Source organism: Blautia sp. HCP3S3_D9, from assembly GCF_052063845.1.
Lineage (GTDB): Bacteria > Bacillota > Clostridia > Lachnospirales > Lachnospiraceae > Blautia_A.
The window spans coordinates 51,746-66,562 of the sequence record NZ_JBQHWS010000001.1; the positions used below are offsets into that span (position 1 = coordinate 51,746).

13 protein-coding genes are annotated in these 14,817 nt (G+C 42.3%); 8 read left to right on the plus strand and 5 right to left on the minus strand.

Annotated features, from left to right (window positions below; genetic code table 11):
- Positions 1 to 8: 8 nt before the first annotated feature.
- Positions 9 to 860 carry a diaminopimelate epimerase gene (dapF, locus tag ACTNES_RS00260; protein ID WP_291809949.1) on the minus strand — a complete coding sequence of 284 codons (852 nt, stop codon included), beginning with the start codon at positions 858 to 860 and terminating at the stop codon, positions 9 to 11.
- A 353-nt stretch (positions 861 to 1,213) separates the two neighbouring features.
- Between dapF and ACTNES_RS00265 the strand changes: the two genes are divergently transcribed.
- The 4 genes from ACTNES_RS00265 to ACTNES_RS00280 all read left to right on the plus strand — a co-directional run bounded on the left by ACTNES_RS00265 (position 1,214) and on the right by ACTNES_RS00280 (position 4,544).
- Positions 1,214 to 2,002 (plus strand): transporter substrate-binding domain-containing protein, encoded by a 789-nt coding sequence (locus tag ACTNES_RS00265; protein WP_291806322.1) that lies wholly within the window; start codon positions 1,214 to 1,216, stop codon positions 2,000 to 2,002.
- Between the two features lie 164 nt (positions 2,003 to 2,166).
- A complete protein-coding gene (locus ACTNES_RS00270; RefSeq protein WP_291806319.1) occupies positions 2,167 to 2,874 on the plus strand; it encodes an amino acid ABC transporter permease in 708 nt (235 codons plus the stop codon).
- The gene (locus ACTNES_RS00275) at positions 2,864 to 3,604 is read left to right on the plus strand and encodes an amino acid ABC transporter ATP-binding protein (RefSeq protein WP_291806316.1); all 741 of its coding nucleotides are present in this window, start codon (positions 2,864 to 2,866) and stop codon (positions 3,602 to 3,604) included. Before ACTNES_RS00270 ends, ACTNES_RS00275 begins: the two co-directional genes overlap by 11 nt.
- A gap of 1 nt (position 3,605) precedes the next feature.
- Positions 3,606 to 4,544, plus strand: coding sequence for a bile acid:sodium symporter family protein (locus tag ACTNES_RS00280; protein ID WP_291806313.1), 939 nt, complete (start codon positions 3,606 to 3,608; stop codon positions 4,542 to 4,544).
- An 83-nt stretch (positions 4,545 to 4,627) separates the two neighbouring features.
- Here ACTNES_RS00280 and ACTNES_RS00285 read toward each other — a convergent pair whose 3' ends face one another.
- Both ACTNES_RS00285 and asnA read right to left on the minus strand, forming a co-directional pair.
- A complete protein-coding gene (locus tag ACTNES_RS00285) occupies positions 4,628 to 5,077 on the minus strand; it encodes a CBS domain-containing protein (protein WP_216458833.1) in 450 nt (149 codons plus the stop codon).
- Positions 5,078 to 5,128: 51 nt separating this feature from the next.
- A complete protein-coding gene (gene asnA, locus ACTNES_RS00290) occupies positions 5,129 to 6,136 on the minus strand; it encodes an aspartate--ammonia ligase (RefSeq protein WP_291806310.1) in 1,008 nt (335 codons plus the stop codon).
- A 227-nt stretch (positions 6,137 to 6,363) separates the two neighbouring features.
- Between asnA and ACTNES_RS00295 the strand changes: the two genes are divergently transcribed.
- On the plus strand, positions 6,364 to 7,305 hold the full coding sequence (locus ACTNES_RS00295; RefSeq protein WP_291806307.1) for a hypothetical protein: 942 nt from the start codon (positions 6,364 to 6,366) through the stop codon (positions 7,303 to 7,305).
- A 120-nt stretch (positions 7,306 to 7,425) separates the two neighbouring features.
- Complete coding sequence (gene nrdD / locus ACTNES_RS00300) at positions 7,426 to 9,561, plus strand: anaerobic ribonucleoside-triphosphate reductase (protein ID WP_291806305.1); 2,136 nt, start codon at positions 7,426 to 7,428, stop codon at positions 9,559 to 9,561.
- Positions 9,562 to 9,802: 241 nt separating this feature from the next.
- Here the strand turns inward: nrdD and arcC are convergent, their stop codons facing one another.
- Entirely contained in the window at positions 9,803 to 10,735 is a 933-nt protein-coding gene (gene arcC, locus ACTNES_RS00305) for a carbamate kinase (protein WP_216458829.1), read from the minus strand.
- Between the two features lie 508 nt (positions 10,736 to 11,243).
- Positions 11,244 to 11,318 carry a DUF6783 domain-containing protein gene (locus ACTNES_RS00310; protein WP_441038278.1) on the minus strand — a complete coding sequence of 25 codons (75 nt, stop codon included), beginning with the start codon at positions 11,316 to 11,318 and terminating at the stop codon, positions 11,244 to 11,246.
- An 82-nt stretch (positions 11,319 to 11,400) separates the two neighbouring features.
- Here ACTNES_RS00310 and ACTNES_RS00315 point away from each other — a divergent pair, with 82 nt between their 5' ends.
- Positions 11,401 to 13,206, plus strand: coding sequence for a DUF7507 domain-containing protein (locus tag ACTNES_RS00315; RefSeq protein ID WP_291806302.1), 1,806 nt, complete (start codon positions 11,401 to 11,403; stop codon positions 13,204 to 13,206).
- Positions 13,207 to 13,353: 147 nt separating this feature from the next.
- The gene (locus ACTNES_RS00320; protein ID WP_216458827.1) at positions 13,354 to 14,811 is read left to right on the plus strand and encodes a UDP-N-acetylmuramoyl-L-alanyl-D-glutamate--2,6-diaminopimelate ligase; all 1,458 of its coding nucleotides are present in this window, start codon (positions 13,354 to 13,356) and stop codon (positions 14,809 to 14,811) included.
- Positions 14,812 to 14,817: the final 6 nt, after the last annotated feature.

The window sequence follows — 14,817 nt, forward strand, 5'->3', positions numbered from 1 at the left end:
GACGATTCTTATTTCAGAAAGCTGACATCAATCTCTCCGTCAAAGACAGTAGCTGCCGGACCGGTCATGTAGACCAGGTTTTCCTGTCTGTTCCAGAAGATCTGCAGGTCACCGCCGAGAAGCTTTACTGTAACAGGCTTGTCGCCATCTACATGTCCATTTAAAATAGAAGCAACTGCAACTGCACATGCACCGGTGCCGCATGCAAGCGTTTCTCCGGAACCACGTTCCCATACACGCATTTTTACTGTATGTTTATCGATTACTTCTACAAATTCTGTGTTCACACGGTCAGGGAATGCAACATGATTCTCAAAGGAAGGACCAATCTTCTCGATTTCCAGATTGTCGATATCTGTCATATATACGATTGCATGAGGATTTCCCATGGAAACTGCTGTAATATAGTAGGTTTCGCCATTAACTTTGAGTGGTTCGTTGATAACTTCCTCCTTCTCGGAGACTACCGGGATCTGTCTGGCAGTAAGGATAGGGGAACCCATATTAACTTTTACTTTAGATACTTTTCCATTCTCTACTGTGAGATCCAGATATTTAATTCCGCTCTTGGTTGCAACGGAGATGTGTTCCTTATTTACGATGCCGTAGTCATATGCGTATTTGGCAACGCAGCGGATGCCGTTTCCACACATGGCACCCTGAGAACCATCCAGGTTATACATATCCATCTCACAGTCAGCTACATCTGACGGTTTGATCAGGATTAGGCCATCGGAACCGATCCCGAAATGGCGGTCACTGACATATCTGGCTACTGCAGAAGGATTCTCCACAGTTTCCTCAAAACAGTTTACATATACATAATCATTTCCAATGCCGTGCATCTTAGTGAATTTCATCAGCAAGTCCTCCTTATTTAAAATTGTATTTATACACCTCTTATTTTCGCTTGATTTCTCAACACATGTTACTATAAAGGATAAATGTTATGAAAAAGTGAAAATAAAAGAAAATCTCAATACGAACGTGTTTTTATTATACATTATATGGAAATTATTTCTGTTATACACGTTTTACTTCGTATATTATATGGAAATTATGCCAGGGGTTCAAGTTTAACCTTGCATTTTATTGAAAGTATGTTAAAATTATAAACAAAAATATACAGCCGAAACGCATAATTATACGCTGCTGTACGTAACAGAGAAAACAGCAGCAGTATCTATACTTTCGGATGCGAGGAGGAAGAAAGATGAAAGATCAGAAGAGATTTGCAACCCTTGCACTCAGTGCGATCATGGTAGTTTCCATGGCAGGAAGCGTATCCGCAGCTCAGAAAGTTGAATCTAAGGACGACCTTGCAGGAGCAACAATCGGTGTTCAGCTTGGCACAACAGGTGACCTTGATGCATCTGAGTACGAGAAAGACGGCTCCACAGTAGAACGTTACAATAAAGGAAGTGAAGCTGTTCAGGCATTAAAAGCAGGTCAGATTGACTGTGTGATCATTGATTCACAGCCGGCCCAGAAATTCGTTGAGAATAACGATGACCTTAAGATCCTGGATGAGCCATTCGAGCAGGAGGAATATGCAATCTGTTTAAAGAAAGGCAATGACGAACTTCTTGACAAGATCAACGGAGCTCTGAAAGAACTGAAAGATGATGGAACAATTGACAGCATCATGAGCAATTATATCGGTGAAGATGCAGGCAACTCTCCATATGAATCTCCGGAAGATGTTGACCGTTCTAACGGAACACTGGTAATGGCTACTAACGCTGAGTTCGAGCCATATGAATATCATGAAGGTGATGATATCGTAGGCATCGATGCAGACATCGCTCAGGCAATCTGTGACAAACTTGGATATGAACTGAAGATCGAAGATATGGAATTTGACTCCATTCTCCCGGCAGTACAGTCCGGTAAAGCAGACTTCGGTGCAGCTGGTATGACTGTAACAGAAGACCGTAAATCAAGCGTTGACTTTACAGATACATATGCAGATGCAAGCCAGGTTATCATTGTAAAGAAATAATTGTAAGGAAATAATTGATACCAGGGGTGTAAAGAACAAAGATTGCTTATGCTTGTATGACAAGAGCTTTGTAACTGAAACCTGTGATATCCGAAATAAAAAGAACAATACAACAGAGCTGTTGACGATCTGCCAACAGCTCTCTTTTCGAGACAGAGGTTTTTATGAATAATCCTATGATTTTAGCGAGTGTAAAAGAAGATTTTTATCTGAATTTTATTAAAGATGACCGCTATCTCTGGCTTCTGGATGGTCTGAAAACAACCCTTATTATCACGTTATTTGCGGTAGTTGTAGGTCTGATCATCGGTTTCCTTGTAGCGATCATCCGTTCCGCTCATGATAAGTCAGGCTCCTTTAAGATCCTCAATGCGATCTGCAGAGTTTACCTGACCGTGATCCGTGGAACACCAACCATGATCCAGCTACTGATCATGAACTTTGTAATCTTTGGTTCTGTAAGCGTTAATAAGATCATCGTAGGCGGTCTTGCTTTCGGTATCAACTCCGGTGCTTACGTAGCTGAGATCGTCCGTTCCGGTATCATGTCTATTGACCAGGGACAGACAGAAGCAGGACGAAGCCTTGGACTGAATTTCAGCCAGACCATGCGTCTGATCATTATCCCACAGGCATTTAAGAATGTACTTCCTGCACTGGTAAATGAATTTATCGTGCTGATCAAAGAGACATCTATCATCGGTTACATTGGTATGATGGACCTGACAAAGGGTGCGATGCTGATCCAGAGCCGTACCTACAATGCGTTCTGGCCATTGATGGCAGCTGCAGCGATCTATCTTGTGATCGTTGGAATTCTTACTTGGGCTATGAATAAACTGGAAAGGAGATTAAGAACCAGTGAGCGATAAGAATGTACTGATCCAGGTCAAAGATCTGAAGAAAGCTTTTGGCAGTAATCAGGTTCTTGACGGAATTACAACAGATATCTGTCAGGGAGAAGTAGTAGCAATCATCGGTCCGTCTGGTTCCGGTAAATCTACTTTCCTGAGATCTTTAAACCTTCTGGAAGTTCCTACAGGAGGACAGATCCTTTTTGAGGGAACGGATATTACAGATCCAAAAGTTGACATTAACAGACATCGTCAGAAAATCGGCATGGTATTTCAGCAGTTTAATCTTTTTCCGCATAAGACAGTAAAACAGAACATTATGCTGGCACCTGTAGAGCTGAAGCTGATGACAAAGGACGAAGCATCTAAGAAAGCAGATGAGCTTCTGGCGCGTGTCGGACTTCCGGACAAAGCCAATGCATATCCGGATATGCTTTCCGGAGGACAGAAACAGCGTATTGCCATTGCACGTTCTTTGGCTATGAACCCGGATGTAATGCTTTTCGATGAGCCGACTTCTGCACTTGACCCTGAGATGGTCGGGGAAGTTCTGGAACTGATGAAGGAACTTGCACAGTCTGGTATGACTATGGTTGTGGTTACTCATGAGATGGGATTTGCCAGAGAGGTAGCAACCAGAGTTCTTTTCATTGATGATGGAAAGATCCAGGAGGAGAATTCGCCGAAAGAGTTCTTTGCAAATCCAAAGAACCAGAGACTGAAAGACTTCCTTTCAAAGGTTTTATAAGATGCTGAAGAGATTTAACAGTTTTATAGAGAAGTGGATGGCACTGGTAACACCGACCTGTCTGTTACTGGGTGTATGCTTTCCAGATATTGCCAAACGCGGTCTGCCTTATGTGCCGGCCGTGTTTGCGTTTATAACATTTTCCGGGGCACTGAAGTCCAGATTTAAGGATGTGGCGAATGTATTTCGCCATCCGGGTCCATTGATCATTATTATGCTTCTGCTTCATGTAGTGATCCCGGTTGCAGCCTGTGGTGCAGGCTATCTGTTCTTTGGAGATAATATGGATCTGATCACGGGAATGGTGCTGGAATTTGCGGTTCCGACGGCCGTGGTAAGCCTGATGTGGGTGACAATCTATGAGGGCAACAGTCCACTGTCTTTATCGTTGGTGGTAGTTGATACTGTGTTCGCACCGTTTCTGATCCCGGCAACTTTGCAGATACTGTTGGGTTCCGCAGTGACTATGGATTCGACGAAGATGATGAGAGAACTGGTATTTATGGTGGCTCTGCCTGCGGTTGCGGCGATGGTACTGAATCAGGTTACGGATGGAAAAGCGATGAAGACATGGCCGGGAAAACTGGCGCCTTTTTCCAAACTGGCGTTAATGTTTGTGGTAACGTCAAATTCTTCTAAGGTGGCTCCTTATATTCGAGACATGAATATGCAGAGAGTAAAGGTAGCACTGGCAATTCTGGTGCTGGCTGCTTCCGGATACGTGTTGGGATGGCTGGTTGCTTATATTTTCAAACGGGATCACAGCACGGCGGTTTCTATGATGTATGGGACTGGAATGCGGAATATCAGCGCAGGAGCGGTGATCGCCGCAGCGTATTTTCCGGGAGAAGTGATGTTTCCGGTTATGATCGGAACGTTATTTCAGCAGGTATTGGCAGCACTGTTTGGAAAATTATTGGCACAGAAAAGAGAATCATGAAGAAATGAAAAAAAGAGCTGTAGTCCGAAAAACGACAGAAAATCGTTTTGGATGCAGCTCTTTGTATTTGTTATATTCGATATTTAATTTCCACCGGGATCAGACGGCTCTGAATTCGAGGCTTCCGCATATTTTTTTAGTTCTTTGTAGCAGTATTTGATAATCTCTTTACGGGTAATAATACCGATAAAGTATCCCTGATCATCGACAACAGGAACGTAATTCTGATTAATTGCCTTATCCAGCAGATCTTCCATATCGGAATCTGCGTGAACTGCTTTGTAGGTGGCTCTGCGTGGAATTGCCATAATGGAAATGCTCTCAGAAGCTTTGAGACTTGGAACATTTAATGTTTTCATTCCCCAGAGCAGATCACCTTCAGAAATGGTTCCTTTATATTTTCCGTCCAGACTCAGAAGAGGAATACAGGAGAATTTCCTGTGCTCCATTTTCTCCAGAGTCTGACGGAGAGTTTCGTTCTCAAAAATGTATGCTACATCACTTTTGGGTGTTAAAAAAAACAAAATATTCACTTTCGTATTTACCCCACTACATTGATATGGTTAGTGTTAAGTACTATCTGACTACAGAAGCTGTACGCCTTTTGCTTCCGCTTCCTTCATTACTTCTTCTGGCCACAGGGAAGCATGTACTTCACCGATGTGAGCTTTTCTGAGGAAGAACATACAGATACGGGACTGTCCGATACCGCCGCCGATTGTGTATGGAAGTTCTTTATTCAGGATAGCTTTCTGGAATGGGAGTTCTCGTCTGTCATCACAGCCTGCGATAGTAAGCTGTTTGTCAAGTGCATCTTCATCAACACGGATACCCATGGAAGAGAGCTCAAGTGCGATGTCGAGAACTGGATAGTAAACGAGGATATCACCGTTTAATTCCCAGTCATCATAATCCGGAGCACGTCCGTCGTGACGTTCGCCGTTGCTTAAGGTCTTACCAACCTGCATAAGGAAAACAGCACCTTTTTCTTTGACAACTTTGTATTCACGTTCCTTTGGAGTGAGGTCCGGATACATGTCAACGAGTTCCTGTGTGCTTACGAAAGCAATCTCTCTTGGAAGGATTTCTTCGATGTAATCGTACTGAACTGCCATGTATTTCTCAGTCTTGCGGAGAACGCTGTAAATAGCACGTACTGTAGATACCAGTGTATCCATGTTACGTTCTTCTTTGTTGATGATCTTCTCCCAGTCCCACTGGTCTACGTATACGGAGTGGATGTTATCGAGATCTTCGTCACGTCTGATCGCAATCATATCTGTATAAAGACCTTCGCCGTGAGCAAAGCCATATTTCTTTAATGCGTATCTTTTCCATTTGGCGAGAGAATGTACGATCTCTGCATTCTCTGGCTGGCCTTTGATATCAAAGCTTACCGGACGCTCTACACCGTTTAAGTTATCGTTCAGACCGGATGTCGGGTTTACGAACACCGGAGCGGAAACACGCAGCAGATTCAGCTTCTGAGCCAGTGTCTGCTGAAAGAAATCTTTCACAGTCTTAATGGCAATCTGAGTATCATGGAGATTTAAAGCTGACTGATATCCGTCAGGAATTTTAATCTGTTCCATTATTGGATTCCTCCTGTAATTTCTGTATTTGCATATTCTATAGCATGAATATCCATTATCTTTTCCCACGCTATTATAACAGGAAAATGAGCATTTGACAATTATTACTGTTCATTTGGAATGAACAGTAATACAATTTCTGCTTTGCAAGATTGGGGAAAAATGTTAAAATAAATTCAGCAGAATAAATGAAATTGAATATATAAACAAATGCAGGGGGACAATATATGGGAAAGAGATGTCAGGTCTGTGATGGTCCTATCGTAAACGGCAGATGTAAATATTGTGGAATGCCTTATAGAAATGATATGGAATTATATCATCTGAATGAGGACCGGTCAGAGCATTACCGTCATGCTTCTGCAAAGGTGCGAAAGGCGATGAAGGAGAGCGAAGTACCACTTCCGGACAGAAATAAAACGGTGAAGAAACCGGGAAAAACAAATAATTCCAGAACACAGATGCCAAAAGCGCAGACTGCAAGAGTGCAGACTACAGGAACAAAAACAGCAGCAGGACGTGCTGCTAATACACAGACAGTGCGGGCTTACAGCACAGGTCAGACTACAGTTTCGAATACGAAAACGAAGAAAGGTAAGAAAGGTAAGAAAGGATCTGCTGTTTTCTGGATCATTGTTATGGTTCTGACGGTGGCGGCAGGTCAGATTGCGGAGAACTGGGACAGCATCGGGTATCAGATAGAGTCATTTATCAATGACGAACTGGGGATAGATATTGGCAGTTTTTTTGAGGAAAGCGGTGCTGATGAGGCAGAAGAGAATGACTGGAAGGATGACTGGGCTGAGACTATCAGTGCTGCAAAATCTAAACAGGATGATAAGGAAAAAGACCCGGATGATTATATGTCCACCGGAGAGCATTATATTGTCGGATCTGTAGATGCTGTAACAGAGGATGACAACACAGATGGGGATAATCTGGAATATGAATTTATAATCGTGCCAGGGAAATATATGATAGAAGCCCGATGGGAAGCTGTTGCTCTGGAAATCAAAAACTCTTCAGGAAGAGATGAAACTGTAAAATTTGACGAAGCGGGTCACCAGGAGGAAGTAGAATTACACACGGGAGATGAGATATCTGCGGTATCTTTGGATGGTCAAGATAATTATCTGTCAATGTATCAAATTCAGCAATATGACGAATAATTTTTTGCCTCTTTCTTTTTGACAGAGACTGTGCTATACTTGTTAATCGTACCACATATAGAATGAATTGTGGTTAACGAAAGAAAATAATACTATATATTGTATATGGGAGCAAGAAGTATGATATATGTAATAAAGAAAGACGGAACAAGAGAAGAGTTTGATTCGAAGAAGATCGTAGCGGCGGTAAACAAGTCTGCGGCCAGAATCTTATATAAGTTTTCTGACAAGGAGAATGAATTTATCTGTCGGTTTGCTGAGGAACATGCAGAGGCACTGGGAAAGAATGAAATCCAGATACAGGAGATGCATAATATTGTAGAAGGAGCACTTGAGAGAGTGAATCCGGCTGTAGCCAAGAGTTATCGTGATTACAGAAACTACAAACTTGATTTTATCCATATGATGGATGATGTATATACCAAGAGTCAGGCAATCCGTTATATTGGTGATAAGAGCAATGCCAATACAGACAGTGCACTGGTTGCCACAAAACGAAGCCTGATCTTTAATGAACTGAATAAGGAACTTTATCGTAAATTCTTTATGAACCGTAATGAACTTCAGGCATGTAAAGATGGTTATATTTATATTCATGATCAGTCTGCACGTCTGGATACCATGAACTGCTGTCTCTTTGATGTGGCATCTGTACTGAGCGGCGGATTTGAGATGGGAAATGTATGGTACAATGAGCCTAAGACACTGGATACGGCATTTGATGTTATGGGTGATATTATCCTGAGTACTGCAGCACAGCAGTATGGTGGATTTACAGTACCGGAAGTAGATAAGATCCTTGCTCCGTATGCGCAGAAGAGCTATGACAAATATATTCAGGAATTTCTGAAATACTCAGATGAGAGTTGGTCAGGACGTGAGGAACGTGCTATTGAGTATGCACTTGATAAAGTCCGCAGAGAATTTGATCAGGGATGGCAGGGAATTGAGTATAAATTGAATACCGTTGGATCATCCAGAGGGGATTATCCATTCGTAACTGTAACTCTTGGACTGGGAACCGGTCGTTTTGAAAAAATGGCAAGTATTTCTCTTCTTGAAGTACACAAAGGTGGCCAGGGCAAGAAAGGCCGTAAGAAACCGGTCCTTTTCCCTAAGATCGTATTTCTTTATGATGAGAATATCCATGGAAAGGGCAAGATCAGTGAGGATGTGTTTGAGGCAGGTGTTGACTGTTCTGCCAAGACCATGTATCCGGACTGGCTGTCTATGTCTGGAAAAGGTTATATTTCCAGTATGTACAAGCAGTATGGAAAAGTAATCAGCCCGATGGGATGCCGTGCTTTCTTAAGTCCATGGTATGAGAGAGGCGGAATGCACCCTGCAGATGATAAGGATGTGCCGGTATTTGTAGGAAGGTTTAACATTGGTGCAGTAAGTCTTCATCTTCCGATGATCCTTGCGAAAGCGAGAGCAGAGAGCAGAGATTTCTATGAGGTACTGGATTTCTATCTTGAAATGATTCGTAATCTTCATATTCGCACTTATGATTATCTGGGACAGATGAGAGCATCTACCAACCCGCTGGCATACTGCGAGGGCGGTTTCTACGGCGGACATCTGAAACCGAATGAGAAGATTGGCAAGATTCTGAAACCGATGACAGCATCTTTTGGAATCACAGCTTTAAACGAACTTCAGGAACTCTACAATGGCAAGTCTATTGCAGAAGACGGACAGTTTGCACTGGAAGTTATGAAATATATCAACAAGAAAGTAGAAGAATTCAAGGAACAGGATGGTTATCTGTATGCAATTTATGGAACTCCGGCAGAGAGTCTTTGTGGTCTGCAGGTTGAGCAGTTCCGCAAGATGTACGGAATTGTGAAAGGCGTTTCTGACCGTCCATATGTAAGCAACAGTTTCCACTGTCACGTAACAGAGGACGTAACTCCGATTGAGAAACAGGATCTGGAGGGACGTTTCTGGGAACTCTGCAATGGTGGTAAGATTCAGTATGTACGTTACCCAATCGATTACAACCGTGAGGCAATCCGTACACTCATCCGCAGAGCGATGTCTCTGGGATATTATGAAGGTGTAAACCTTTCACTTGCTTACTGCGATGACTGTGGTCATGAGGAACTTGAGATGGATGTATGCCCGGTCTGCGGTTCTAAGAACCTTACTAAGATCGACCGTATGAACGGATATCTTTCCTACAGCCGTGTGCATGGAGATACACGACTGAATGAAGCGAAGATGGCAGAGATCGCGGAACGTAAATCTATGTAAAATATAAAGAAATGTAAAGAGACACATATTACAGTTGTGATGTTCAGGGCTGTACTATGTGTCTTTATTTGTCTGTCTGAGAAAAAAATTGAGATTCAATTGGAAATATTTAGAGATATTAGGTATTTATAGATATTATATAGAAAGAACTGAATTGTCACAGATTATAGAATCTGTGGAATTCAGTTCTTTTACAATCGTTACTGTTTACTCCGTATCCGGTAACTTGTGCTTTTTCTTATTATTTAATGATAGTACCTGTTTTTTCAAAGTATCCGTCTTTTGCATGCTGGATATCTGTGATAATGGTTCTGCGGTTCTCGCCGTTCTCAATGAAGGCAATTCCGGCCTCGAATTTCGGAAGCATGGAACCTGGTGCGAATTGATCTTCATCCATGTATTTCTTAGCGTCTTCTACGGAGATAGTATCAAGATATTCTTCATTATCCTGACCAAGGTTCAGACTTACTTTCTCTACGCTTGTAAGGATCAGCAGAGTATCTGCCTGTAATTCCTGAGCGAGAAGTCCACTTGCAAGGTCTTTCTCGATGATGGCACTTGCACCGTGGAGATCAATGCCCTGCTCCATAACCGGGATACCGCCGCCGCCTGCTGCGATGACAATCTGTCCGGCATCTACAAGTGTGCGGATAGTTTCAAGTTCTACGATCTTCTGCGGCTTTGGAGCTGCTACGATTCTTTTGTAAGTTCCATCCGCAAGTTTGGTAACGAAGTTTCCTTTATGCTCTTCTGCTTCTGCTTCTTCTTCGGTAAGTACACGTCCGATGATCTTCTCCGGTTCAGCGAATGCATCATCATATGGATCAATTACAACCTGTGTAAGAATAGTTGCTACAGGTTTGTAGATACCACGGGAAATCAGTTCTGAACGGATTGCTGTCTGAAGATCGTATCCGATATAGCCCTGGCTCATAGCAGAACATACGGACATAGGTGCGAATGTATAATCTGGATGTGCCTTTCCAAATTCATTCATAGCGGTATGGATCATTCCAACCTGTGGACCATTACTGTGGGAGATTACCACACGGTTTCCTGCTTCAACAAGGTCTGCAATCGCTTTTGCTGTTTTTTTTGTAGCAATTTTCTGCTCTGGCAAGGTGGTTCCTAATGCTCTGTGGCCCAGTGCAACTACTGTAATTTTCTCGCTCATGGGAAATACCTCGATTCTTTAATGTTGTGAAAATATTTTGTCTAAACATTCAATCATATAGATAATTTACATTATAAAAGACTGTCAGAGGAATTGCAACAGAAAAATAGGAAGAACAAACAGAAGAACAAACAGCCCCCGCATTTCTGCGAGGGCTGCTGTGTTTTTTTGAGGGGGGAGATAGAGAGTGGTTTTTCATCTATCCAAAATCTATTATATGGGAGAAATATGTTCAAAGTATGTCGAATTTCTGAAAGAAACGGTAAATTTCTAAAAGAATTATAAACAAAAACGAAAAAGAAAAAGTGATGTCTTGTTTTTGTAACAGAGACATGATAAAGTAAAGACATCGTTACAGACAGGTAACGGGAAATCTGTTTCTGCATTCTGCAGAAATGAATTCTTAATGTTCATGCACGGATCAGTGCGATAATTTCAAGCTATTGTGAATTAAAGAAGAGAGGGGGAGATGCGTATGTCTGTGTCTGTAAAACCACTCAAAAGATGATCATATGCCAGAATACCCAGAGCATGTTTGAAAAAGGCTTTCTGCAAGATGTGCGTCACAATTTGTGGGAATGATTTTTCAAACACGCTCTAGGAGACCAGTAAGGGGATAAAGACTATAAGAGTAGAATCAGAAAGAATTTCAGGAGAATAAGAGAATGAAAAAAAGAATATGGAATCAGTTAAAAAAAGCGGTTGTAGTAACCGTTCTGGCAGGAATTATGGGAAATTGTACTGTTTCTGCGGCAGAATTTGAAGCACAGGAACTTGCAGCACCGGAGGTTTTGCTGCAGCAGAGTGCTGAGTGGACAGATGAGAAGAACTTTCAGGCAGAGATCAGGCTTGAAGTAAGCGGACTAAAAGAATTGTATAAGAAGACACAGGATGTGGATAAAGGCGAAAATGTGCAGGAGGAAAAGCCGGCAGAAAGTGAAATTGAAAACGAAGCCAGTGATGGGGAATCGGATGAAAGTGAAGCAAATAACGGGGAAGCAAATGGAGAAGAGAATGAGGAAAATACAGCAGATGGAACTGAAGAGGTTGTGAATGAGGCATCTGAAAATGAGTCAGCAGATCAAGCCACTGCAAATGAAAGTGAAGGACAGCAAGGGGAGAATACTCGGCCAACAGAAACCAAATATTTTCTGACAGCGTATATATCTGAATATTTTCAGGTGGATGAATCTGGTCTGAAGCATGATATGAAGGCGGAATCTGTACAGATTCAGAATCACAAGGGCGAGGAAACAGAGATTACCAAACTCATCTGCGAGGTTCCGAAGCCGGATGAAAATACAGATACTTTTACATTGATAATTCCTGTTTCACTGAGAACAGAGTATCAGATTTCCTCTGTAGCAGTTACCTATCCGGTATGCCAGGATGCTCCTTTATACAAAGACCAAGAGACAACAGGTACATATTTCTGGATGAAAACAGAAGAAGAGAACAAGATACTGGCTGCCGCAGAATCAGCGGTTCTTACCGTAACTGAAGCGAAAACCGGACTTACAGCAGAACTGCAACAGTCTGCAACAGAGATACGTGCAGGACAGGCTGTGTCTTATGTGCTTGAAGTGAAGAACACGGGCGAGATTTCCTTGGAAAATATAGAAATTTCCAGTAATTTTTCTATGAAGGATATAAACGCAGCATGGGAATCAGCGGATAATTTTGCAGCAAACGGTATGCAGGGAGTTCTAAAAATTTTACAGCCAGGAGAGAATAGGAAACTTCGACTGACGGCACAGCTTACAGAAAGACAGTCTGGGGAATTGACACACACCGTAACCGTGAGCGCAAAACATCCGGGAAAGAATGAGAATATCGGATGTCAGGCATCTGCGAAGTTGAAGGCAACAGAATTAAAAGCTGCATTCGAGGTGGAAAAAACTGCCGACAGAACAGAAGCCTATCCAGGAGATACGATTACATACCAGATTTGTATTCGTAATACAGGAGAACGCACGTTACATTCCATACTGAGTACAGAGAGATTTCAGAATGCCGGAATACAGGCGAAATTTGTACAGAAAGAAGGGGTAACCATAAACAGCAGTGGAACGCAGGCGATGATCCCGCAGATTGCGCCGGGAGAAGCGTTTGCTCTTTATGCAACAGTGACAGTTCCACAGTATTTATCCAGCCAGGAATTGATCAATGAGGTAATTGTAGTTGCGGAAGAAACCGGTTCGCAGACAGTGAAGTCACAGTCTGAAGTCACATTGACTGCAAATGAGAATACCGTAACTGCCACTCCACAGCCTACAGAGACAGCACTGCAGACTTATGGAGGAGGAAACGGATATGCGTCCAAATCAGCGGATTCCTATGCAGCAGCGTCCAAACCACGAACTGGGGATGAAACGGAAATCGGGTTATATCTCGCAATAGCAATTTTGGCAGGGATGTCAGGATTGGTGGGATTTGCTTACAAAAAAGGGAATAAAAAGCAATTAAGATAACGAAAAATCAACGTTGAAACGGTTTGGGAGGTGTGCTATTCTTATATAGAATATACGCTTTAGTAAAAGAACACCTCCGCTCCGGACTTTTGTGAGCTCTTTAATGAATAGATTTCGGGACGGCAGGAAATGATATGGAGGATTAAAATGAAATTAGTATCCTTATTAGAAAAACTGGAATATACATGCCTTCAGGGCAGTACAGACCAGGAAGTAAAGAATGTAATCTATGACTCCCGAAAAGTAGAAGATGGTTCTCTTTTTATCTGCATTCGCGGTGCGGTTGTGGACGGCCATAAGTTTGTACCGGATGTAATCGCAAAGGGTGCCAAAGTACTGGTTGTAGAAGAAGCTGTAGAAGCACCGGAAGATGTGACAGTGATCCTTGTGAAAGATACACGATATGCAATGGCGTTTATTTCAGCGGCATATTTCGGACATCCGGCAGAGAAACTTAAGACCATTGGTATCACAGGAACCAAAGGAAAGACCACAACTACTTATATGGTAAAGTCTATTCTGGAGAATGCAGGATATAAAGTAGGTCTGATCGGAACAATTGAAGCGATCATTGGTGACAAAGTGATTCCTGCGAAGAACACAACTCCGGAATCCTATGTGATCCAGGAATATTTCCATGAAATGGTAGAAGCAGGATGTGACTGTGTGGTTATGGAAGTTTCTTCTCAGGGACTGATGCTTCATAGAACACAGGGCTTTATCTTTGATTTTGGTATCTTTACAAATATTGAACCAGATCACATCGGACCAAATGAACATAAAGATTTCGATGATTATCTCAGATGCAAATCTTTGCTGCTGAAACAGTGTAAAGTAGGTATTGTAAACAGAGATGACGAGCATTTCCAGAAGATCATTGAGGGACATACCTGCAGTCTGGAAACTTATGGATTTTCACCGGAAGCAGATCTCCGTGCAGAGGATGCAAAACTGGTAGGCGGCAAAGGATATCTGGGAATTTCCTATCATCTGAAAGGATTGCTGGATTTCCATGTAGAGATTGATATTCCTGGTAAGTTCAGTATTTATAATTCATTGACAGCGATCGCAATCTGCCGTCACTTTAAAGTATCAGAAGAGAATATTCTTAAAGCATTAAAAGTAGCCAAAGTAAAAGGCCGTATTGAGATGGTGAAAGTATCAGACGATTTTACACTGATGATCGATTATGCGCATAATGCAATGGCACTGGAGAGTCTTCTGACTACATTGAAAGAATACAATCCGCACAGACTGGTCTGCCTGTTTGGATGTGGAGGAAACAGATCCAAACTTCGCCGTTATGAGATGGGTGAAGTTGCAGGAAAGCTTGCAGATCTTACGATCATCACATCTGATAATCCACGTGACGAAGAGCCGCAGGCAATTATTGATGATATTAAGATCGGTATGGCAAAAACAGATGGCAAGTACGTGGAAATTGCTGACAGAAAAGAGGCAATCGCCTATGCAATCCATCATGGAGAACCTGGTGATATTATTGTACTGGCAGGTAAGGGACATGAGGATTATCAGGAGATCAAAGGAAAGAAATATCCGATGGATGAACGTGTTCTGATCGCAGATATTCTTGCAGGAAAATAACAGCAG

What these genes read in the sequence shown, in the direction of transcription:
- dapF (WP_291809949.1), bottom strand. Translation starts at nt 860, where the DNA reads ATGAAATTCACTAAGATGCACGGCATTGGAAATGATTATGTATATGTA.
- ACTNES_RS00265 (WP_291806322.1), top strand. Translation starts at nt 1,214, where the DNA reads ATGAAAGATCAGAAGAGATTTGCAACCCTTGCACTCAGTGCGATCATG.
- ACTNES_RS00270 (WP_291806319.1), top strand. Translation starts at nt 2,167, where the DNA reads ATGAATAATCCTATGATTTTAGCGAGTGTAAAAGAAGATTTTTATCTG.
- ACTNES_RS00280 (WP_291806313.1), top strand. Translation starts at nt 3,606, where the DNA reads ATGCTGAAGAGATTTAACAGTTTTATAGAGAAGTGGATGGCACTGGTA.
- asnA (WP_291806310.1), bottom strand. Translation starts at nt 6,136, where the DNA reads ATGGAACAGATTAAAATTCCTGACGGATATCAGTCAGCTTTAAATCTC.
- ACTNES_RS00295 (WP_291806307.1), top strand. Translation starts at nt 6,364, where the DNA reads ATGGGAAAGAGATGTCAGGTCTGTGATGGTCCTATCGTAAACGGCAGA.
- nrdD (WP_291806305.1), top strand. Translation starts at nt 7,426, where the DNA reads ATGATATATGTAATAAAGAAAGACGGAACAAGAGAAGAGTTTGATTCG.
- arcC (WP_216458829.1), bottom strand. Translation starts at nt 10,735, where the DNA reads ATGAGCGAGAAAATTACAGTAGTTGCACTGGGCCACAGAGCATTAGGA.
- ACTNES_RS00315 (WP_291806302.1), top strand. Translation starts at nt 11,401, where the DNA reads ATGAAAAAAAGAATATGGAATCAGTTAAAAAAAGCGGTTGTAGTAACC.
- ACTNES_RS00320 (WP_216458827.1), top strand. Translation starts at nt 13,354, where the DNA reads ATGAAATTAGTATCCTTATTAGAAAAACTGGAATATACATGCCTTCAG.